Genomic DNA, 21,095 nt, shown 5'->3' on the forward strand with positions numbered 1-21,095 from the left:
CGTCGCTCCTCCTGAGCTCGTTGTCAGCAGTTCCGCTACCCGGAATTCTGAGCGAGCGATGTGCGCCACAACCCCATCGGGAATTGACAATCTCCTCGGAGACTACACGCTCGACCACGCGTTCGATGAAATGCGCGAACCCGACGGCAGCGTGCGGTCCCACTATCGCGCGCTCGCTGAAGTGCTCGCGCAACTCCCCATCGAAGAATTGCGGCGGCGCAAACAATCCGCAGATTTGTCATTCCTGACTCAGGGCATAACCTTCACCGTCTATGGCCGCGACGAAGGGACCGAACGAATCTTCCCCTACGATCTGCTCCCGAGGCTCATTACCGGCCAGGAATGGCAACACATCGAGCGCGGACTCATACAGCGCATCACAGCGCTCAACGAGTTCCTGCGCGATATCTACTCCGACGCGAAAATCCTCGCGGATAAAACGATCCCAGGCGAACTGGTCTACAGTTGCAGGCAATACCGCCGCCAGATGCGTGGCCTCCAGGTCCCGCGGAATGTCTACATCGCCGTCGTCGGGTCCGACCTGCTGCGCCTTAGCAACGGCGAGTTCGTCGTACTGGAAGACAACCTGCGCGTCCCATCGGGCGTGAGTTACATGCTCACCAACCGCAGAGTAATGAAGCGGACGTTCCCGTGGCTGTTTCATCGTTACGGCGTCCGGCCCATTGAGCATTACCCGCAACTTCTTCTCGCCACGCTGCGCTCGCTCGCTCCGGAAGGGTGCGTAGACCCGAACATCGTCCTTCTCACGCCCGGCGTTTTCAATTCTGCCTACTTCGAACATACGTTTCTCGCGCGTCAGATGGGAATCGAGCTGGTCGAAGGCCGCGATCTTGTTACGCACGACAACGTCGTGTACATGCGCACCACCGATGGCCTGAAGCGCGTCGACGTCATCTACCGCCGCGTCGACGACGACTTCACCGACCCCCTCGTCTTTCGCTCCGACTCCATTCTCGGATGCGCCGGCCTGCTCAATGCGTACCGTGCAGGCAATGTCACCATCACCAACGCGTTCGGTACCGGGCTCGCCGACGACAAAGCGCTCTACGCGTATGTGCCCAAGATCATTCGCTACTACCTCGGCGAAGATCCCATCCTGAATAACGTAGAGACCTTCCTGATGACCGACGACACAGAGCGCCAACACGTTCTCGCCAATCTCGACAAACTCGTCGTAAAGGCAGTGGGCGAGAGTGGCGGCTACGGCATGCTCATCGGTCCGCATTCCACGGCAGAGCAGAGAAGCGAGTTCGCCCGCAGAATTGAAGCCAATCCGCGCAACTACATCGCCCAGCCCACGCTTTCGTTCTCGCGCGCTCCATGCATGATCGGTGATCGGCTGGAGCCGCGCCACGTCGATCTCCGCCCCTACATCCTCTTCGGAGAAAAGATCAATGTGGTGCCCGGTGGCCTGACTCGCGTCGCCTTGGAAAAAGGCTCTCTCGTCGTCAACTCATCACAAGGCGGCGGAAGCAAAGACACTTGGGTTCTGCAGTGAGTGCACAGAAAGGGTCGCGATGCTGAGCCGCGTAGCCGACAGCCTTTACTGGATGAGCCGTTATCTCGAACGCGCAGAGAACACGCTGCGCCAGCTCGACGTAACAATGAACCTCATGCTCGATCCTGGCGAAGCGAGTGCGGAGACGCGGTGGTCGCGTCTCGTAGCGGCACTCGGGAACCCCGCTGGCCTCGAGTGGAACGGCAACCTTGAGAACATGGCCCGCGAGGTCGTGTTCAATCGAGCCAATCCCGCATCCGTGATCTCCTGCGTGAGCGCCGCCCGCGAAAACGCGCGCCAGGTTCGCGACGAAATCTCGACCGAACAATGGCAGAGGCTGAACCGGCTGTTTCATCACATTCAATCACCCGAAGCCGCGGAGCAGTTCGAGCGAGACACAAGCGAGTTACTCAGTCTCTTCGTCGACGGCATCCATCTCTTCAAGGGCGTGACCGACACCACGATGATCCATGGCCAAGGGTGGCAGTTCATCCGCCTCGGCCGCTATCTCGAACGGGTCTACGCCACAGCCACGCTGCTCGAAGTCTTTCAGGCTCATCTCGGCACAGCTCCGGAAGGCGAAAGCACCGGCTACTTCTATCTTGAGCAGGTCGGCCTCCTGCGCTGCTGCACCGCCTTCGAAGCCTACTGCCAGGTGCATACAGCCGACATCGCCACGGAGAAGATCCTCTCGTTCCTCTTGCTGAACCGGCACTTCCCCCACGCCATCCGCTACTCGGTCGAGAGCCTCTCCCAATCCATTCAGGCAATCGGGGCCAGCGGCAGCCGCCGTTCGCCTGACGAACTTCTTGTCTCAGTCGGCAGGCTCAGCGCGATGCTTAACTACACGACCATCTCTGAAGTCCTGCGCGGCGGCGCGGCATCTTTCCTGCGCTCCATCCGGCAGCAAAGCATGCAGATTCACGATCTCATCTACCATCACTACGTGCACTATTCGATCCAATCCGCACTTTTAGCATGACGAACTTCCCCGGCAGCGGAGCAGGCATGAACTTCTTTTCCATACGGCACCTCACGCGCTATCGCTACTCCGATCCCATCAGCGAGAGCATCATGGAGACGCGCTTGCACCCGCGCTCCGATGCGCATCAGCACTGCCTCTCATTCACGCTGTCAGTCAGCCCCCGCTGTCGCGTATTCACCTATCGCGACCATCTCGGAAACAACGTGCACCACTTCGACATCCCGGGCGATCATTCGCAGCTCGTAATCATCGCCGAGTCGGTGGTGGAACACCAGGAATCTCCCGATGTTCCGGACTCTTTAGCGCCCGACGCATGGGAGGCCCTCGACGAAATCGTGCGCTCCGGAGACTACTCTGAGATGCTGCTGCCCAGCACGTTCGCCGTCGAAACGCCCGCTCTCATCGGGCTCGCAGCTACGCTCGATGTCCGCCGCAGAGACGACCCCCTGACGCTGGTGCATGAGGTCAACCAGAGACTCTTTGAGCACTTCGAGTACGTGCCGCGGCATACGCGGGTGGATTCTCCCATCGACGAGGCAATCATCAGCCGCAAGGGCGTATGCCAGGATTTCGCGCACACCATGATCGCGTTGTTGCGTCATGTCGGCATCCCCGCCAGATACGTGTCCGGCTACCTTTACCGCGGTCGCGAAGATCACGACCGCTCTACGCCGGATGCCTCTCATGCGTGGGTCGATGCATTTCTTCCCAACCTGGGCTGGGTTGGATTTGACCCAACCAACAACCTCGTGGCCTCGCGCCGGCACATCCGTACTGCACTCGGTCGCGATTATGCCGACGTGCCGCCCACCCACGGCGTCTTTCGCGGCGCCACCCAGAGCGAACTTTACGTCGCCGTGCACGTCTCAGCCTCAGATTCACCCCCGGAGCTGGATCGCAACCTGCCTGTGCCGGAAGATTGGTCGGTCCTGGTGGAGAAGGCCCAAATGCCGCCAGCACGCCCCGCCAACCTCATCGCCCTCGAACAAATGCAGCAGCAACAGTAGGGCCTCCTCCGATCTCAAGAATCGCCACCTCCCCTATCCGGCATTTCCTCGGCGTACCAGGCTGCCGCTGGCATAATCGCCAGTTGATTCCCGTTTCGGTAGTGCTAAAAATGGGCTAATTCGAGCAGTTCCCGCGGCGGCTGGCGCTTTTCGGCGCCGGTGAAAACGTTCCCAGATCAACACCGGGGAGAGCAATGTACACAGGCTTTTATCGGAGTGGTCAACACATTCACGGAAGCGAGGGATACACCCGCTACTTCCTCGAAGGTGACTTCATCTTCGGGCCGAAGGGGAACACGAATTTCTACGTCAGCAACGGCCACGTCTTCGGTCCAAAAGGCTATACCCACTATTTCTTCTCCGATGACCACCTCTGTGGTCCATCAAAGAACTTGCCCTGGATTTCCCGCGCTCCAAACGGCCGGCCAGGGGTGCGCACCCTCTAGTTCGTGCTCCGATTTTGCATGACTGATAAAAGTGCTAGTGGCACTCGGTGAACCGTTCCCCCAGCCTAGAAAAGCAGCTCTTAACAGAACATTGCAGCGGTTGAGACACAGATCTCCATGTTCCTGCGCCTTCACGGCCACCGGACTTTCTGGATCAGTCGCCTGCGGTCGCGAAGCCAACATGAACATCACCAGTCTCGGTACAGCTCAATACCCTTCGCGCCTCAAGCGTTGCGTCGACGACCGCCAGTCCGTCCCAGCTGGCATCCTCCGGGGCGCTAAAGCGCAGCCCGGCGATGACATCCTGTTCGAACTGGCCGGCGCGCGCGAGCAGTTGTTCTTCGACCCCTCGGCGGCGCGTGCCGGCATTGTCACCTGCGGCGGTTTGTGCCCCGGACTGAACGACGTCATCCGCTCCGTCTTTTTCGAATTGCGTTACGCCTATGGCGTGCAGGAAGTCCTGGGCTTTCGCTGGGGATATCAAGGCCTCGACCCCGAACGTGGCTCCGCTCCCGTCGTCCTGACGCACGAAGCAGTCGACCGGATCCACCTGCAGGGTGGCACCATCCTTGGAACCTCGCGAGGGCCCGTCGACAAGGCGCGCGCTGTCGACAATCTCATCCGCCTCGGCGTCAACATCCTCTTCACCATCGGCGGCGATGGCACGCAACGCGGTGCCCGCGACCTGTTCCTAGAGGCGCAACGCCGCGCCTATCCGCTCGCCGTGGTGGGCATCCCAAAAACCATCGACAGCGACATTCCCTTCGTCTCGCGCTCGTTCGGATTTCTGACCGCCGTGCAGGAGGCGGCCAGGGTCCTCGATCGTGCGCACACTGAAGTTCGCAGCGTCCAGAACGGCATCGCCGTGGTCAAGCTGATGGGGCGGCACGCGGGATTCCTCACCGCTGCCGCCACAGTAGCCAGCCAGGATGTCAATTTCGCCCTCATCCCGGAAGTGCCGTTCAACCTCGAAGGAGATCGCGGATTCATGTCTGAACTGGAGCGGCGCATCGTCGCCCGCGGCCACGCCGTCATTGCCATTGCCGAAGGCGCCGGTCAGGAACTGCTTGGAGAGCCAGGAGAAGCTCGCGACGCTTCAGGAAACGTGAAGCTCAAGGACATCGGCCAGTTTCTCGTCGGCAAGATCGATCAACATTTCCGCGGGCGCAACGTTCCTTTCGTCATGCGCTATTTCGATCCCAGCTACATCGTGCGCAGCAGCCCGGCGAACACCGAAGACTCAATCCTCTGCGACCAGTTCGCGCGCCACGCGGTCCATGCTGCCATGGCCGGCAAAACCGGGTTGGTCATTGGATATCTTCACGACTGCTACATCCACGTGCCTATCGAGCTTCTCGCCACCCAGCAAAAACGGCTCGATCCCAGCAGCCCGATCTGGAGCGCAGTCCTCTCCGCCACAGGCCAGCCCCACCGGTTCGAATAGCCGCCAGAGGAGTTTCGGAGAGGTGAAATTTCACAACTTGCTGGAAAATCATCCTGTAGGCCATGTGAAAGGGCACGACTTGAGTCGTGCCGATAAACTACCAAAAATCAGCGGGGCTTTAGCCCCTGAGGGAAGCGATTCAGAAGGATCGCGGCACCTATCATCTACGATCAAGTTTCAGCAATGATCACGATCCTCTCCGCCCTCTCTCTCGCCGCCTGGCTCTACCTGCTCCTGTTCCGTGGATACTTCTGGCGATCGGGCCCCGAACTCCAGCCTGCAAAGCCCTCCGGAAGATCGAAGGTCGCAGTCGTCGTCCCCGCGCGCGATGAAGCCGCGAGCATTTGCGAGAGTCTCACTTCCCTCCTTACCCAGGAATATCCAGGAAATCTCTCCATCATCCTGGTAGACGACAACAGCACCGATGGAACCGGCCGCATCGCAGCTTCGTTAGGCAACGATAATCGCCTCACCATCGTCAACGGAGCACCGCTCGCACCCGGATGGAGCGGCAAACTCTGGGCCGTGCAGCAGGGCCTCGACCAGCCGCAGGCGCAGGCCGCGAATTATGTACTACTGACCGACGCCGACATCGTTCATCCTCGCGATCACATCTCAACCCTTGTAGCCAAAGCAGAAACGGACCGGCTCGACTTGGTTTCTGAAATGGTTCATCTCCGATGCGAAACCGTTGCGGAGCGCGCCTTTATTCCCGCATTCGTCTTCTTCTTCCAGATGCTCTACCCGTTCTCCTGGGTAGCCAATCCACGCCGCCGCACCGCCGGCGCTGCGGGAGGCACCATGCTCGTGAGCCGCGCCGCCCTTGCTCGCATCGGCGGCGCCTCCCAAATCCGCAATCGGCTCATCGACGATTGCGCTCTCGCGAAACAAGTTAAGTCGACCGGCGGCACCATCTGGCTCGGACACACCTCGCGCACTCGCTCGCTTCGGGTCTACTCCAACTTTGCAGATATCTGGAACATGATTGCCCGAACAGCATACGAGCAACTCAATTATTCGCCGCTCGTGCTCGCAGGCTGCGTGCTGGCCATGGCCCTGGTCTATTCCGCGCCGCCGCTGCTGCTGTTTGCCCGCGGTCTTCCTGGCGGACTCGGCCTGATCACCTGGCTCCTGATGGCGATCTCATTCCAGCCCACGCTCCGCCGCTATCGCCGCTCGCCCCTCTGGGGACTCGCCTTGCCCGCCATCGGCGCTTTCTATCTCTGCGCAACGGTCGCTTCCGCGGTCCGTCATCACACCGGCCGAGGCGGCGGCTGGAAGAACCGCGTCTACCCACCCGCCTCCGCCGAATGAGCGAATCAGCCGATCGTCACGCGCACTCCCGACGCATGCGGAACGGCAATCGTGTACTTCCCATCATTCAGACGCCCTGCTTGGTTCCCGCGCACAATGTGCGCTTCGCGACTATCGATCGCAGCGGCCTGCAGCGTCTCGGTCTTGACGGCGCCATTACGCGCACCGGCAACATCCAAGGTGACGCTGACGTCCTTCTCCAGATCCTTGTTGAGGATGATCGCCGACACAGCTCCACCCGCCCTCTTCACCGCATAGGCCGTCGCATTCACGCCCGCCGCCTGCAGCTTCGCAGTCAGATCGCTCCGCACAAACGTCCCACCCGCAAACGCCCCCGCGAACTTCAACCCATGCGCCACAGGTTCCAGCGCGTACTTGTCACCGAAAGTGCCAATGGGCGTATAGAACGGATGCGGATGCGTCGCGATCTCCTCCGCCGTCTTGCCCTGATCCTTCAGCATCACGTCCCCCGGTAAAAATCCGCCCACAGAGTTTGCGACTGACTTCCCCGTTCCTCCATGCAGGTTCACGCCGGAGTAGCCGTTCCACGCCAGCAGCAACGCATAATCCGCCGCCCACAACGCCGCCGCAAATACGTCGGATACCCCCGGCTTGCCTCCCCGATAGCACGTGTTCCCTTCGGTCATCCGAACGCCCACGCCCATCTTCTTCGCGGCGCCGGCGGCCATATCGGCGTCCTTCTGCACCCGCGCCATCGTCGCGGGCTTCAGCAGATTCGGAATATTCACATTCGGATTCGTCGCAGGCCCGCCGAAGTAGTAGTGATGCGTCAACCGCGTCACCCGCGGCGGGTTCTGAATCGACGGCCACGCCTCCGCAATCTGCGGCAGCCAGTCCACTGAAGCCGCAACATCCGGCATTCCGAACTTCGCATTCGGCACCTTCGCCGCCACTGCGCGCGCAAGCGCCAGCCACTCCTCCAGGTACGCCTTCACTCCCCACGTGTTCGGATCGCGGAGATGATTCCGGAACAGGTCGGCTTCATTACCAATCTGGAAATACTGCAGGCCAGCGCCCAGCGTCTTCGCCACAAACTCCGCTTCGGCAGCCGCGCGCTCCGGCGTGTTCGTTCCCATTCCAATGCCGTACAGGCACGACCACCCCGTCGCCTTCAGAAACTCCGCCAGGTTGCGAATCGCCTCCGGAGTCACCGCATAGTACTGCGCCTTCGGCTCGCCCTCCACCTCCCGCGTGTGCGGATGCTCCGGCTCCTGCGATTCCGGAGTAGCCTTGAACCAGCCAAACTCGCTGGTGTTGCCACCAAGCCGCAGCACCCCATGCGTTGCCAGTGCCTTGCATTGCTCAATCAGCCCCGTGTTCGCCGGTGAAAAGAACGCCACATCCGTGAGCTGCTGCACTTCATAGGACAGGCCCACAAAGTCCTCAGGCATGTGCGCCCCATTCGCTTCGGCGGGAATGTCCAGCGTGGCCTGTGCAGCGTTGTTGGTCTGTGCTCGAAGTGTGCCGGCTGCAACAGCCAGCGCTGCATTCGCAACGAATCGGCGTCGGGTTATCGTAGTCATCGCAACCAATGTACACCGCGCGCACCAGTAGCTCTTGTGATCCCGCGTAGGCCTTAATTTGATGGCCAACCCGCTGCCGCGCTGGTTATTCTTGGTTGGCGTTCGCAACTTCCCCGGAGATCAACATGAACAAATCCTGCGGTGTCGCATTACTCCTCGCCACATTTGCCCCCGCCGCCTTCTCACAGCAGGCGCGCCTCCTCGTCGCGCAAAAAGGCGAGTCCAGCCTCGGCATCATCGATCCCTCCGCGGGAAAACTGATCGCATCCGTTCCTGAAGGCGGCGTCACCGGCCACGAGGTCATCGCCTCACCCGACGGCCGCTTCGCCTACGTGCCCATCTACGGCAACTCCGGAGTGGGCAAGCCCGGCACCGACGGAACAAAGCTCGTCGTCATCGACATTGCCTCGCAAAAAATCGCCGGCACCGTCGACTTCGGACATGGCATCCGCCCCCACATGCCGATCTTCGGCCCCAAGGACGGCCTGCTCTACGTCACCACCGAACTCGACCAGACCGTAACGCAAATCGATCCAAAGACGCTGAAGATCGTCGGCACCATCCCCACCGGCCAGCCCGAGAGCCACATGCTCGCGCTCTCCCACAATGGCCGCCGCGGCTACACCGCCAACGTCGGCCCCGGCACCGTCTCGGTCCTCGACATCGCCGCGCGCAAGACCCTCACCGTCATTCCCATCTCGAAGACCACGCAGCGCATCTCCATCACGCCCGACGACAAGTGGGTCATCACCGCCGACCAGATCAAGCCGCAACTCGCCGTCATCGACACCGCCATCAACAAGATCGCCCACTGGGTTCCGATTGACGGAATCGCCTACGGCACCGCGCCCACGCTCGACGGCCGCTATCTCATCGCGACGATCCCGTTGAAGAATGAAGTTGCCATCGTCGACCTGAAAACCATGCAGGTCGCGCGCAACGTGCCCACGCCACCCGATCCGCAGGAAGTTCTCATGCGCCCCGATCACAAAGTTGCTTATGTAAGCTGTGTAGGTTCGCACCAGGTCGCCGAAATCGACCTCGCAACCTGGAAGGTCACCCGCACCATCCAGGATGGCAACAACTCCGACGGCATCGCCTGGGCTGCGGTCAAATAGGAGGGTCTGCAGGGCGAGATCAGCCGATCTCGCCCGACCACTTCTCCAGCGCATCGCGGAACGCCATCATAAACCGCCCCGCATCCGCCCCATCAATAAGCCGGTGATCGAAGCCCAGGCAGAATTGCTGCATCGAGCGGATCGCAATCGTATCGTTGCCCTCCGCATCGCTCAGCACCACCGGCTCCTTCCGCAGCGCGCCAATCGCCAGAATCGCCGACTCGCCAGGATTGATAATCGGCGTCCCGAAGTCCCCGCCGAAGACGCCGAAGTTCGTCAGCGTAAACGTCGACCCCGAAGCCTCCTCCGGCTTCAGCTTCTTGGTCCGCGCACGCTCCGCCAGGTCGGCCATTGTCGCTGCCATCTCTGGAAACCCTCTGCGCTCGGCCTCGCGCACCACCGGCACAATCAGCCCCCATTCCAGAGCCACCGCAATGCCAAGCTGCACATGATCGTGATAGCGAATCGAACTGCCCTCGATCTTCGCATTCACAATGGGATACTTCCGGATCGCCTCAGTCACCGCCGCAGCGATGAACGGCATGTACGTAAGCTTCACGCCGTGCCGTTTTTCAAATTCCGCGCGCTCGCGTTCCCGCACCCGCGCGACGCGCGTCATGTCGATCTTGTACATCATGTACGCGTGCGGAATGGTCTGCGCGCTCTCCACCATGCGCTGCGCAATGATCGACCGCATCCGGCTCATCGGCTCGAGCCTGCCCTCAAGCGGCTCCTGCGGTGCGGCCACTCTCTCACTGCCTGGCGCAACCACAGCAGCCGGCGTAACGGTCGCGGGCGCAGCGGGAATCTTCGCCGCCGTCGGCGCAGTCCCAGCGCCGTCCTTCAAATACGCGAGTACATCTTCTTTCGTGATGCGTCCGTTCGTTCCCGTACCGCGAATGCGCCGCAAATCCAAATTGTGTTCGCGCGCCATCCGCCGCACCAGCGGAGACGACCGCACAGATTCACTCAGCAACTCGGGCTCCGGCGTTGCATCCGCGGCCGGGCCACGCATGGCCGCCGGAGAAGGCGCTGCCTCAGCCCGCGCTTCCAACTGCGCATTCGCGGCCCGCGCAGGCGCCCCATCCGGCTGCGCTACAGCAGCAGTTCCGCCGATCACCGCGACCACCGTGTTCACCACAACCGTCTCGCCCTCAGCCACGCGAATCTCGCGCAGCACCCCGGAGACGGGCGCGGCAATCTCAGCATCCACCTTGTCGGTTGAGATCTCGAACAGCGGTTCGTCCTTCTGCACCATTTCGCCGGCCTTCTTCCGCCACTTCGTAATGGTGCCCTCAAAAATGGACTCGCCCATCTGCGGCATCACAACATCTGTTCCGCCCCCCGATAACTCTGCCGCCTCGTGCTGCACAGCAGCCTCGGGCGACGCAGGCGCAGTTGGCCGCACCGCAGGTGCATCGCCGCCAATCACCGCCACCACTTTGTTGACCTCGACAGTCTCGCCTTCTTGAGCTCTGATCTCGCTCAGCACCCCGCTTACCGGCGCAGGAATCTCCGCATCCACCTTATCCGTCGAAATCTCGAAAAGCGGCTCGTCTTTCTGCACCGCGTCGCCCGGCTTCTTCAGCCACTTCGTAATGGTGCCCTCAAAGATCGATTCCCCCATCTGGGGCATGACGACGTCGGTTGGCATCTATCGTTTTCTCCGCAATTTGAGCGCCGGTTTCGTGTTTCTGGGGAAGTGCCGACTCCAGCCGGATTATAAATCTCCGCATGTTGAGCATGCGGAGAGCAGCCACATGGTTCTGCTACGCGCGCACCGGACGTTCAGCATCGCCCCGCAATCGCTCGACCTCAACCGGAACCTGCAGAGGCGTGTCTTCGGCAGGAAACTCCTGCTTCGAACGCGATTCAGCATTCCGCCGCAACGCCTCGATACTCCGCACCTCCACCATCTCCTGCCGGAACACGATCCCGAACTGCCGCGCAGCCTCCTGCGCAACAACGTCCAGCCCGGGCAATTCTGCAGTCGCCTCCCGCTCCAGGCTCGTCACCGGCTTATCCGTAATCCCGCACGGGTTGATCAACTGAAAATCGCGCAGATCGGTTGTCACATTGAATGCGAACCCATGCGACGTGATGCCGCGTGAGACGTGAATCCCGATCGCACCAATCTTTCGCGCATGCTTCTCATCAGCGCCGATCCACACACCCGTCAGCCCCGCGACCCGCCCCGCCCGCACTCCGTACGTGCCGCATACTCCAATCAGCGCTTCTTCCATCAGCCTCACAAAATCGACAGGCCCCATGCGTCCGCCGCTCTCGCGCTCCAGGCTGCGCAAATCAAAGATCGGATAGCCCACAAGCTGCCCCGGCCCGTGATACGTCACGTCACCGCCGCGGCTGATCTGGTGCAGAGTCACTCCGCGCGCCGCAAGCAACTCATCCGATGCGAGCACATTCGCGCGATTGGCATGCCGTCCCAGCGTGAGCACCGGCGGATGCTCCAGCAGCAGGAGCACATTGCCAACGCGATCTGCGCGCCGCATTTCCACTAGCTCTTCCTGCAGCCGCAGTGCTTCGTCATAACCAGTGCGTCCGAGATACAGATATTGAATTGCCATCACACTCCAATTCTAGGCTTCCTGACTCGCGTCAAGAATTTGTCAATTCTATTGTGAATCCGAAATGCGCCAGTAACTTTGCATCCGTGTGTTCCGTCTATTGGTCGAATGAACGTTCCGCGAACATGCAGGCGGGCGTCGATCGCTTCCTCTTCCCTTCTTTGCGTACTCATAGTCATTCTGGCCACAGTGAGTTACATGCGCTCGTGGTCTGTTCATGCGGAGACGAAGCCCAATCGATCCACTCCAGCGGCGGCACCCGACACGGTGCCGGCTGCCGCGGAGAGCTATGTAGGCGCAGCCGCATGCGCGCCGTGCCACCAACAGATCTACTCGACCTTCGAGCGCACCCGCATGGGCCGCTCCATGACACTTGTCACGCCCGCGTTGCTCAAAACTCTTTCGCTTCCCGGGTCCTTCTATAGCCAAACTCTCGATCGGCACTTCGAAGTCTTCGCGCGCAACGGCAAACTTTACCAGAGCGAATACGCCGTCGGCCCTGACGCCAAAGAAATATTCCGCAACACAAAACAAATCGACTGGATCATCGGCGCCGGCGCCAATGGCATCGGCGGCCTCACCATAGAAGGCAATGCACTCTTTGAGGCGCCTCTGTCCTTCTACCCGCGCACTAATCAGTGGGAGCTCTCGCCGGGCTACGAGATGAACGATCTCGGCTTCCATCGTCCTGTGCTGCCCGGCTGCATCGCCTGCCACACCGGCCGATCGAACCTCGTCGACCAGACCACCAGCCGTTTCACGGTCAAACCATTCGACCAGCCGTCCATCGGCTGCGAGAACTGTCACGGCCCCGGCGAGGCGCATGTGCGCGCCGAGACCACGCATCAAGGCCTCGATGCCGGTTCGCACATCGTGAACCCCGGCCGCCTCAGTGCCGATCTCGAAAACAACATCTGCATGTCGTGTCACGAAGCAGGCGACAGCCGCGTTCCCCGCCCCGGCAAGAACTACCAGGATTTTCGGCCCGGCGAGCCGCTCGACAAGGCCGTCTCCGTATTCATGGTGCCCCTCAAGAAGAGCGATCCCGATACCCACGATCACGTGCAGCACTTCTTTGAGATGTCGATGAGCAAGTGCTACCGCGCCACTGCTGGACAGCTTCGCTGCGCCACGTGCCACAATCCGCATTTCGAGCCTGCACCTGAAAAAGCATCCGCGTACTTCAACCAGAAGTGCATGGCGTGCCACGCCGATCGCCAGTGCACTCTCCCGCAAGCTGATCGCGCCAAAACTTCTCCTGCCGACAACTGCATCGGCTGCCACATGCCGCACCGCGATGCACCAGAGACCGCTCACACCAGTCTCACCAATCACCGCATCCTGAAACGGCCGGGCGAGCCTTGGCCCAACGAAGCATTCAAGCAAACCACCCCCGCGCTCCCCGATCTCGTGCACATCGATGCGGTGCCGCGGCAGTCAGACCAAATTCCTGCAGCCACTCTCGTCGAAGCCTACCGCGAAATCGCCAGCCGCAGGCCTGAATACCAGGAGAAGTACGAGCAAACGCTCGCTCAGGCTCAGACAGCCCTTCCCGGCGACGCTGCCGTGCAACTCGATCTCGGACGCATCAGCCTCGCCCGCGATCAGCCAGCCGAGGCGGTCACCTATCTGCAGCGCGCCGCCACGCTGAGCCCTAACGATCCAGCAGCCTTCGGCTACCTCTCTCAGGCGCTCTCGCGCGTGGGCCGCGTTCATGAAGCCATCGCCGCCAGCCGCAAAGCCGTCGAGCTCGACCCCTTCGAGCCCCTCTGGCGCAAAGGCCTCATCGATCAGTACATCACCGCGCAGCAATACAGCGACGCTACGCTAGCCATGAAGCAATACCTCGATCAGTTCCCTGAAGACGGCTCCATGCGCAAGATATATGAGTTCGCAACCCACTGAGGCGTCAGCCCACCCGCATTCTTATGGAAGCACGGGCCGTGCTTTGAAGATTCCTGCAAACGATGCGCGATAGCGCCAGAAGATCACCAGCCACAAGATGGTCACAATGAATCCGGCCGGCAGGCCCATGGGAGCGATCAAGAACCCCGCCAGCAGAATATTAAAGATGACCGGACCCAGAATCGCGAGCGCCAGTGGCACAAACAAATTGACCAACAGCAGAATCCCCGGAATCACCTCGCACAAACCAACCACAAACATCCAATGCGAAGCGGTCATAGCGTGCGTGAATTCCTGGGCAATTCCCGTCTGTGTGGGATTCGGCATCCATGTCACTAAGTGATTGGAGCCGAACACCACCAGGACCAACCCCAGCAAATAACGGCATACAGTCGCTGCTTGCTTCAAAAAAGCCTCCTGAACATTCCCATAGTCCCGACCGATCCGGAACCGCGACTGCACGCGGAGCGGCGATTCGTAAAGGATGTTTTCCCATCCTAGCCCGATTCACCAATGTCAATCCGGGATAAAATCAATCATGGCAGGAGGACCGGGCGGTCGCTGCCGGATGCTCGAGCGCAAGCGAGAGCGGCCGGGGGAGGAAAGTCCGAACTCCGCAGGGCAGTGTGCCGGATAACGTCCGGGACGCGGGCGTTAAGGCCCGTGGACGGCCAGTGCCACAGAGAACATACCGCCTCGGCTACCCCGTCTTTTGGCGGGACTCCCCGGGCCGGTCCGCCTCAATTGAGTTGGCGGCCGGCCCGGTGCCGGGGTAAGGGTGAAAAGGTGCGGTAAGAGCGCACCGCTGCGACGGTAACGGCGCAGGCATGGTAAACCCCACACGGAGCAAGACCAAATAGGGAGGGAAGCCGCGGGCAAGGAGCGATGCCCGTGCTCGGTGCCGGCCCGGCGCCGAAAGCCCGCTCCATGCAATGGCGAAACCTCCGGGTAGGTCGCTGATGAGCGCGAGCGGTAACGCTCCGCCTAGAGGAATGACCGCACACGACAGAATTCGGCTTACAGGTCCTTTTGCCGAATCATCACCAAACATGCCGAAACCCGCTGACCAAGCGGGTTTCGACACCAGAACTGACCACTGTCTTCTACTTCGGCTTCAGCGAGTCAGCCAGCGTCATCATGTTCTGCGGCGCAATCCGTATCAGCCCGCCCTGCGGGCTGTCCACGTCAGCGATCAGCAGGAACGACGCCGCAATCGCCAGCGGCACCACCAGCAGCGTGAACGCCTGGGCCCTCTTCTCCCCGTAGCCAATCAGGAAATTGCTGAACAACGCAATCACAATCATGAGCGCCCACGCCGGCAGAGGGATGCGCTTCCACCGCGCCGCCTGCGTGTATCCCTGCCGATTGATCACATCGTTCATCCCAGTAACCACGACCGCCGAAATCGGATCCCGCTGCGCAACGGCGGCTTTGCTTACCGTACTCCACATCTCGTTTTGAAGCTGCGCAGTCTTGTTCGCGAGATCCGTAACGTCCACGGAGGCATGCGCCTGGTAGCGCTGGATTCGCAAATCGAGATACCGCACAAGCTGCGCTTGCACCACCGCCTTCGCCGCGTCCGGCATCAGGTCGGCCCGCTGATACTCGGTCCCGATCGCATTTGCCTCTTCTTCTTCGTAGTCCTTCCGCTGATCGTAGCGGCTGATTGCCATCGAAAAGCTGAACCCAATCAGCAGTCCAAGCAGCGTGAGCGTCGCACCCAGAACCACGGTGTACTCGTCCTTCTCCAGGTCCTCGTCGCCCTTGCGTCTCCTGCGAACCGCCGATCCAAGCCACGCAAAACCGGACAGCAACACCAAAGTCAAAACAGACAGAATCACGGGATAGTTCATAATCTGGCTCATCCGAGCACTCTCTTTCGTGCCACAGCCGCCACTACACAGTCACTGCGCGGATGTTATGAAGAGAGGCTATCGGGCACCATACTCTCATTTAACTGGTAGAAGTGCCAGCGCATAGCGAGCGTCTGCATTGCCGACTCCGATACCATTGGCCTATGCTCCGCGTGAAACTGCTGGACCCCAGCGCACTGCCGCCTATCGTGGCTCACCCGGGTGAAGACCTCGGCTACGACGTCTTCGGACTCGACTCTGTAATGCTGGCATCGCGCCAGACCGTTCGCCTACGCACCGGCATCGCCGTCGAGGCACGCCATCCCCAAACCGGCGCCCCGCTCGGCCTCCTGGTTCGCGATCGCTCGTCCATGGCCGCCCGCGGCCTGGCCTGCACCGGCGGCGTTATCGACGCCGGATACCGCGGTGAGATCCTCATCGTCATGACCAACCTCGGCGACGCCCCCATCGAACTCAAAGCCGGCGAGAAAATCGCCCAGATGGTTCCCGTCCCCGTCCTCACTGGCGCCGTCGAGCAGGTCGAAAACCTCGAAGACTCCGCCCGCGCCGAAAAAGGTTTCGGAAGTTCGGGCAGATAGCGCGCCTTCCGCACCAGAAAAACAAATCGCAACACGCAACCGGGTTACCTTTAGAGAACGGAGAGGGAGCTTATGCCTTTGATCTCGGTCACCCGCCTGCGCGTACGTTCCTGGCGATATCTTCCGGCCTTCCTGTTTGACGCAGTGAGAACCGCTCGTCAGGCCGCTCGCAGCGAAGGCAATCTCGCCGTCAAGGTGCTGCGCGATGCGAAGAACACCTGGTGGACCAGTACCTGCTGGGACTCCGAAGCCTCCATGCGCAAATTCATGCTGATGAAACCGCACGGCCCCGCCATGCGTAAATTGCTGGAGTGGTGCGATGAAGCCGCACTCGTCCATTGGTCGCAGCCCGAATCCGCGCTGCCGTCTTGGACAGAAGCGCACCGCCGCATGCAGTCGGAAGGCCGGATCTCCAAAGTGCTGCATCCCTCTCCGGATCACGTGGCTTTCCGGATTGCACCACCCACCGCGAGTGGTCGCGGCGAAGTGCGAATCAAGTAATCCAGCGAGGTAAGACACGCGATGATCACGATTCTCGGCGCAGGCGGCCCCATCAGCAACGAACTGGCCGCGCGGCTCGCGGCCGCAAATCTTCCCTTTCGCCTCGTCGGCCGAAAACCATCCCCGCGCCCCGGCGCAACCGAAGTGGTTGCCGCCGATCTCACGCAGATCGATCAGACCCTCAACGCGGTTACCGGCTCAGACATCGTCTTCCTGCTCGTCGGCCTCAAATACGACCGCAAGATATGGGCGGAACAGTGGCCCCGCATCATGGCCAACACCGTCGAAGCCTGCAAGCGCGCCGGCGCGCGTCTCGTCTTCTTCGACAATGTCTACATGTACGGCCGTGTCAGCGGCCCCATGACCGAGCAAACACCCTACCACCCCACCAGCCGCAAAGGCGAGATTCGCTCCCGCATCGCCGACTCCCTCATCGACGAATGGAAATCCGGCAAGCTCACCGCCATGATTGCCCGGGCAGCCGACTTCTACGGCCCCGGAGCCGAGCACGGCATCCCCAACACGCTCGTCTTCGATCCCCTCAGCAAGGGCAGCTCTGCCATGTGCCTGGCCGCCGACAACCTCCCGCACTCCTACACCTACACGCCCGACGCAGCCGATGCACTAATGAAGCTTGCCCAAAGCAACTCCGCCTGGAACCAGACCTGGCATCTGCCCACCACGCCCAACCCACCCACCGGCCGCGAATTCATTGAAGCCGCCGCCCAGGCGCTCGGAGTCCAGCCCAAATACCGCATGCTCGGCTCAGCCATGCTCGGCATCGCAGGCTTCTTCAAGCCTGAGATTCGCGAAGTCCGCGAGATGCTCTACCAGAACAACGCGCCGTATCTCTTCGACTCCTCGAAATACGCCCGCGCCTTCGGTTTCCCAGGCACACTCTACGCAGACGCCATCCGCGCCACAGCGGCCTCCTACAAGCAACCTGAGGCCTGATCTCACGAGGATTTCTTCTCCACGCCCTCTTCCAGGATCCGCAATCGCCGCCTGATTCCGTTCGAAATTGAATCGGCAACTGCGACGGGAAAGTTCTGGGGAAGATCTGCGTTCACGCGATCGATTTCTCTCTCCGCCTCGGCGCGCAGTTCCTCAATGATCGACGGCACAACTTCCTTTCCCATGCCGGCCTCGTCCGCCGTCTGGAAGAAATGGCGCGGGGCTATTTGTCTCATTTTGTAATGAGGTTTGGTTCCGAACGACATCGCCAGACTGAAGTTCTTCCAGAGAAGCTGTTTGGAATCGACGCTCGGTTGAGCCGAAATCACATCGTATAGCGGCGTTAACCGGAAGCGACCACCTGGTCGGAGAAACACACTGAAGTTTTTCGCGTGTCCGTCCGTCGCTCCCATGAGCCAGAAGATGATGTTTGCCTTCAAAAATGCGCGCTGATCGGCTGGCGCATCATCGCTGCCGCGAAGCAGCTGAAGGATCTGCACAATACCCGGCCCACCATGTGCCTGGTATTTGCGGGTAGGAGAAATGGAAAGCGCTTGGCAGCAATCCTCCTGGGGCAATCTCAGGAGTCTTTCATCTGCGGTCCATCTTCGGTCGAATCGCTCCACGACCAGTACCGTTCTCTTCCCGAAAGTCATAATCTGCGGCTGTGCTGCTTCAATCCCAAGCGCCGCAACCACCTTCAGGCAGAAATACTCATTTTCAACACTGCTTGTAAGGTCCATTCCGTTTGGGAGCATGCCGATGGACGGCTTGAAGATGTGAGTCGTTGCCGTCGTGCCCCGTGGCTTGTACCACTTCCGATCGCGATACAGAAACGCAGTCTTCTCTTGAGCACCGGCAATCGAAATTCTGAAACTTTCATCTTCTGAGATGCCAAGCGGTGCTGCGGCCAGGTTTTCGATGATCAGAGCGATTTCGTCGTTACTGACGGGATCTCCTTGAACGGAGCCTGCCGGCAGCGGTTCTATGTTCTGCGGCAGAAACTGGAGGGCACCGACGCAATCGTGTCCGATCGCTCCTAAAAGGCTGTAGGCATCGGTGCCTTCGGCGTGCGTGCGCGCGGCAATCTGACGCCGGAGATCGTCATTATCGGGCAGCAGGTTATCAAAGACCGCGATTACAGGGGCGCCGCTGTATGTCTGTGCGCGCAGAGGAAGGGAGAGCGAGACCGGCATGACGAATTCCCACTCCAGCCACGACTGGTCGTACTTGAACGAGATGGCCCCGGAAACGTCACGGCGCAATTGGCCAACCAAACGGCTGTTGAGAAATACATTAAGCGGCTCGTAACGCGTCCGCGGCATCAGAAGATCGCCTCGATGTCATCGGCCGAGCTTTTGGTTCGCGGACGGATCACGAGTTCGAGGTCGAGCGCGCCAAGCGCTCTCAGCAATGTATCGAGCCTTCCGGCACCAGCGTTTTCGATATCGGAAACGGTTTTTTGGCGCACGCCCACTTTGGCGGCAAGTTGTTCCTGGGTCCAACGCAGCTTTCGCCGGCTTTCACGAATGGCGTTTCCGAGTTGAAGGGGAGTGCGGGCAATCGTGTCCATGTCTTCCGCCTCGCTGGTCAATCTAGGCGCTTTTCAGCCTAAACCGATTTTAAGCGCTTTTCCGCCTATTGTCCATTGAGGCGCTTTTTCGCCTAAAGTCCGGGGCACGCTCACTGACCGAACGAAGTCCAAGGCAAATCACTTCCCGATGCAGAACGTAGAGAAAATCAGCTGCAGAATGTCATCCGCCGTAGTCTGCCCCGTCAATGAGTCCAGCGCCCACAACCCCCTGTAGAGATCAAGCAGAATCATCTCGTGCGGAATCGAGCTCTCGTTCGCCCTCTTCGCGTCCGCCAGCGCTTCCAGCGCGGTCGTAACCGCCTGGTGCTGCCGCAAATTCGTCAGCATGCCGCTTTCGCTTGCCGCACCGCCCGATGCGAGCGCCACAATACGGCTTCGCAGCTCGGCTACTCCCTCGCCGGTCAACGCAGACGTCGCAATCACCGGAACGCCGTCCAGAGCCGCGGATTCCTCGCTACGCGCTTCGGCTAGATCCCGCTTGTTCATCGCCACCAGCGCGGGACGTCCTTGGACCGCACGCAGCAAATCACGCTCTTCCTCGTTCAGTGGCTGCGTCGCGTCCAGCACAATTAGCACCAGAGCCGCATCGGCAAGCGCCTCCCGGCTTCGCGCGATGCCAAGCTGCTCGGCAACGTCATGCGCCTCACGCAACCCGGCCGTGTCCACCAACTCCAGCGGGATCCCATCAAGCGAAATGCGCTCACTCACCGTATCGCGCGTCGTTCCCGGACTCGGCGTAACAATTGCGCGTTCACGCTCCACCAGCCGATTAAAAAGCGAGCTCTTGCCCGCATTCGGCCGACCCACAATCGCCAGCGTCAACCCATCGTGCACAATGCGCCCGCGCGAGAACGACGCTTCCAGCGCGGACAGTGGAACAGCCAGTTCGTCGATGCGCCGCGCAATCTCCTGCTGCGGAGTCACGTCGACATCATCCTCCGCAAAGTCAATCCCCGCTTCCAGCAGCGCGATGAGTTCAACAAGGTCCTGCTTCACCGGCGCAGCCCGCCGGCTGAGCGCGCCTCCCATCTGGCTCGCCGCCTGCCTCGCCTGCGTCAGCGTCTGCGCGTCAATGAGATCGCGCACAGCCTCAGCCTGCGTCAGATCGATGCGGCCCGCCAGAAATGCCCGCTGCGTAAACTCCCCCGGTTCCGCCAGCCGCGCTCCCAGCCCAATCGCGCGCCGCAGCAGCAGATCCAGCACCACCGGCGATCCGTGCGCAGCAATCTCCACCAGGTCATCCGCAGTATAGGAATTGGGCGCAGCGAAATACGTCACCACAGCTTCATCGATTCGCTCCGCCGTCTCTCCCTCGGCATCCAGCACATCGGCCAGCCGCGCGCGCCCGTGTTCAAGCGGCCGCTGCAGCCTCACCAGTTGTGCAGCCATCGACGCGGCCTCAGGTCCGCTCAAGCGAACAATGCCGATGCCTCCGCGTCCCGGCGGAGTAGAAATTGCCGCAATCGTCTCCAACACTGGAGCCATTTTCGGGTCGGAGTTTTGGGGTGTATCGGCCATCTGCTCGTTCCATTGTAAGAAACAGCTCCACCCCTCAAGCGAATCGATTTTCCAGGGGCCCGGAGTTCCCTCTCATACCGTCCGGCTTCATCCACAGCGGAACCGGTTCGCAATCCAAGTCCAGCAAATCCCTCTACATAAACGTTTTAGCAAATCAGGACGTATTATAATGTGGAACGAGAATCACTCCGGTTTCGTAGTCGTTTCTA

General features: G+C 60.7%; 19 protein-coding genes and 1 other RNA gene. 12 read left to right on the top strand and 8 right to left on the bottom strand.

Annotation, left to right across the window (positions count from 1 at the left end; all coding sequences use genetic code 11):
• Positions 1 to 58 precede the first annotated feature (58 nt).
• From MOP44_RS07985 to MOP44_RS08010, 6 genes are all read left to right on the top strand, one after another.
• Positions 59 to 1,519 carry a circularly permuted type 2 ATP-grasp protein gene (locus tag MOP44_RS07985; protein ID WP_260795482.1) on the top strand — a complete coding sequence of 487 codons (1,461 nt, stop codon included), beginning with the start codon at positions 59 to 61 and terminating at the stop codon, positions 1,517 to 1,519.
• 19 nt (positions 1,520 to 1,538) lie between these two features.
• Positions 1,539 to 2,501, top strand: coding sequence for an alpha-E domain-containing protein (locus tag MOP44_RS07990; RefSeq protein ID WP_260795484.1), 963 nt, complete (start codon positions 1,539 to 1,541; stop codon positions 2,499 to 2,501).
• Positions 2,498 to 3,511 carry a transglutaminase family protein gene (locus MOP44_RS07995; RefSeq protein WP_260795485.1) on the top strand — a complete coding sequence of 338 codons (1,014 nt, stop codon included), beginning with the start codon at positions 2,498 to 2,500 and terminating at the stop codon, positions 3,509 to 3,511. The genes MOP44_RS07990 and MOP44_RS07995 overlap by 4 nt, the downstream gene beginning before the upstream one ends.
• A gap of 194 nt (positions 3,512 to 3,705) precedes the next feature.
• Positions 3,706 to 3,957 (top strand): hypothetical protein, encoded by a 252-nt coding sequence (locus tag MOP44_RS08000; protein ID WP_260795486.1) that lies wholly within the window; start codon positions 3,706 to 3,708, stop codon positions 3,955 to 3,957.
• A gap of 181 nt (positions 3,958 to 4,138) precedes the next feature.
• Positions 4,139 to 5,401: an ATP-dependent 6-phosphofructokinase gene (locus MOP44_RS08005; protein ID WP_260795487.1), complete on the top strand. Its 1,263-nt coding sequence runs from the start codon at positions 4,139 to 4,141 to the stop codon at positions 5,399 to 5,401.
• 183 nt (positions 5,402 to 5,584) lie between these two features.
• Positions 5,585 to 6,715 (top strand): glycosyltransferase, encoded by a 1,131-nt coding sequence (locus MOP44_RS08010; protein ID WP_260795488.1) that lies wholly within the window; start codon positions 5,585 to 5,587, stop codon positions 6,713 to 6,715.
• A gap of 5 nt (positions 6,716 to 6,720) precedes the next feature.
• Here the strand turns inward: MOP44_RS08010 and MOP44_RS08015 are convergent, their stop codons facing one another.
• A complete protein-coding gene (locus MOP44_RS08015) occupies positions 6,721 to 8,259 on the bottom strand; it encodes a hypothetical protein (protein WP_260795489.1) in 1,539 nt (512 codons plus the stop codon).
• A gap of 125 nt (positions 8,260 to 8,384) precedes the next feature.
• Between MOP44_RS08015 and MOP44_RS08020 the strand changes: the two genes are divergently transcribed.
• On the top strand, positions 8,385 to 9,377 hold the full coding sequence (locus tag MOP44_RS08020) for a cytochrome D1 domain-containing protein (protein WP_260795490.1): 993 nt from the start codon (positions 8,385 to 8,387) through the stop codon (positions 9,375 to 9,377).
• A gap of 19 nt (positions 9,378 to 9,396) precedes the next feature.
• Here the strand turns inward: MOP44_RS08020 and sucB are convergent, their stop codons facing one another.
• Both sucB and lipB read right to left on the bottom strand, forming a co-directional pair.
• Positions 9,397 to 11,031, bottom strand: coding sequence for a 2-oxoglutarate dehydrogenase, E2 component, dihydrolipoamide succinyltransferase (sucB, locus tag MOP44_RS08025; RefSeq protein ID WP_260795491.1), 1,635 nt, complete (start codon positions 11,029 to 11,031; stop codon positions 9,397 to 9,399).
• A gap of 115 nt (positions 11,032 to 11,146) precedes the next feature.
• Entirely contained in the window at positions 11,147 to 11,962 is an 816-nt protein-coding gene (lipB, locus tag MOP44_RS08030) for a lipoyl(octanoyl) transferase LipB (protein WP_260795493.1), read from the bottom strand.
• A gap of 108 nt (positions 11,963 to 12,070) precedes the next feature.
• On the opposite strand from lipB, the gene MOP44_RS08035 reads away from it, so the two are divergent.
• Positions 12,071 to 13,867 (top strand): multiheme c-type cytochrome, encoded by a 1,797-nt coding sequence (locus MOP44_RS08035; protein WP_260795495.1) that lies wholly within the window; start codon positions 12,071 to 12,073, stop codon positions 13,865 to 13,867.
• Between the two features lie 21 nt (positions 13,868 to 13,888).
• Here MOP44_RS08035 and MOP44_RS08040 read toward each other — a convergent pair whose 3' ends face one another.
• Entirely contained in the window at positions 13,889 to 14,275 is a 387-nt protein-coding gene (locus tag MOP44_RS08040) for a DoxX family membrane protein (RefSeq protein WP_260795496.1), read from the bottom strand.
• A gap of 134 nt (positions 14,276 to 14,409) precedes the next feature.
• Between MOP44_RS08040 and rnpB the strand changes: the two genes are divergently transcribed.
• An RNA gene (rnpB, locus tag MOP44_RS08045) (RNase P RNA component class A) lies at positions 14,410 to 14,903 on the top strand.
• A gap of 67 nt (positions 14,904 to 14,970) precedes the next feature.
• On the opposite strand, the gene MOP44_RS08050 is transcribed toward rnpB, so the two are convergent.
• On the bottom strand, positions 14,971 to 15,732 hold the full coding sequence (locus tag MOP44_RS08050) for a bestrophin-like domain (protein WP_260795497.1): 762 nt from the start codon (positions 15,730 to 15,732) through the stop codon (positions 14,971 to 14,973).
• Positions 15,733 to 15,884: 152 nt separating this feature from the next.
• On the opposite strand from MOP44_RS08050, the gene MOP44_RS08055 reads away from it, so the two are divergent.
• The 3 genes from MOP44_RS08055 (at position 15,885) to MOP44_RS08065 (ending at position 17,774) form a co-directional block, all read left to right on the top strand.
• Complete coding sequence (locus tag MOP44_RS08055; protein WP_260795498.1) at positions 15,885 to 16,319, top strand: dUTP diphosphatase; 435 nt, start codon at positions 15,885 to 15,887, stop codon at positions 16,317 to 16,319.
• 72 nt (positions 16,320 to 16,391) lie between these two features.
• Entirely contained in the window at positions 16,392 to 16,820 is a 429-nt protein-coding gene (locus tag MOP44_RS08060; RefSeq protein ID WP_260795499.1) for a DUF3291 domain-containing protein, read from the top strand.
• A 21-nt stretch (positions 16,821 to 16,841) separates the two neighbouring features.
• Positions 16,842 to 17,774 carry an NAD-dependent epimerase/dehydratase family protein gene (locus tag MOP44_RS08065; protein WP_260795500.1) on the top strand — a complete coding sequence of 311 codons (933 nt, stop codon included), beginning with the start codon at positions 16,842 to 16,844 and terminating at the stop codon, positions 17,772 to 17,774.
• Positions 17,775 to 17,776: 2 nt separating this feature from the next.
• On the opposite strand, the gene MOP44_RS08070 is transcribed toward MOP44_RS08065, so the two are convergent.
• The 3 genes from MOP44_RS08070 to mnmE all read right to left on the bottom strand — a co-directional run bounded on the left by MOP44_RS08070 (position 17,777) and on the right by mnmE (position 20,886).
• The gene (locus MOP44_RS08070) at positions 17,777 to 19,099 is read right to left on the bottom strand and encodes a type II toxin-antitoxin system HipA family toxin (RefSeq protein ID WP_260795501.1); all 1,323 of its coding nucleotides are present in this window, start codon (positions 19,097 to 19,099) and stop codon (positions 17,777 to 17,779) included.
• Positions 19,099 to 19,347, bottom strand: a complete 249-nt coding sequence (locus MOP44_RS08075; RefSeq protein WP_260795502.1) for a helix-turn-helix domain-containing protein — start codon at positions 19,345 to 19,347, stop codon at positions 19,099 to 19,101. The genes MOP44_RS08070 and MOP44_RS08075 overlap by 1 nt, the downstream gene beginning before the upstream one ends.
• 138 nt (positions 19,348 to 19,485) lie before the next feature.
• The gene (gene mnmE / locus MOP44_RS08080; protein ID WP_260795504.1) at positions 19,486 to 20,886 is read right to left on the bottom strand and encodes a tRNA uridine-5-carboxymethylaminomethyl(34) synthesis GTPase MnmE; all 1,401 of its coding nucleotides are present in this window, start codon (positions 20,884 to 20,886) and stop codon (positions 19,486 to 19,488) included.
• Positions 20,887 to 21,095: the final 209 nt, after the last annotated feature.

Origin of the sequence: Occallatibacter riparius (genome assembly GCF_025264625.1) — a bacterium.
Lineage (GTDB): Bacteria > Acidobacteriota > Terriglobia > Terriglobales > Acidobacteriaceae > Telmatobacter > Telmatobacter riparius.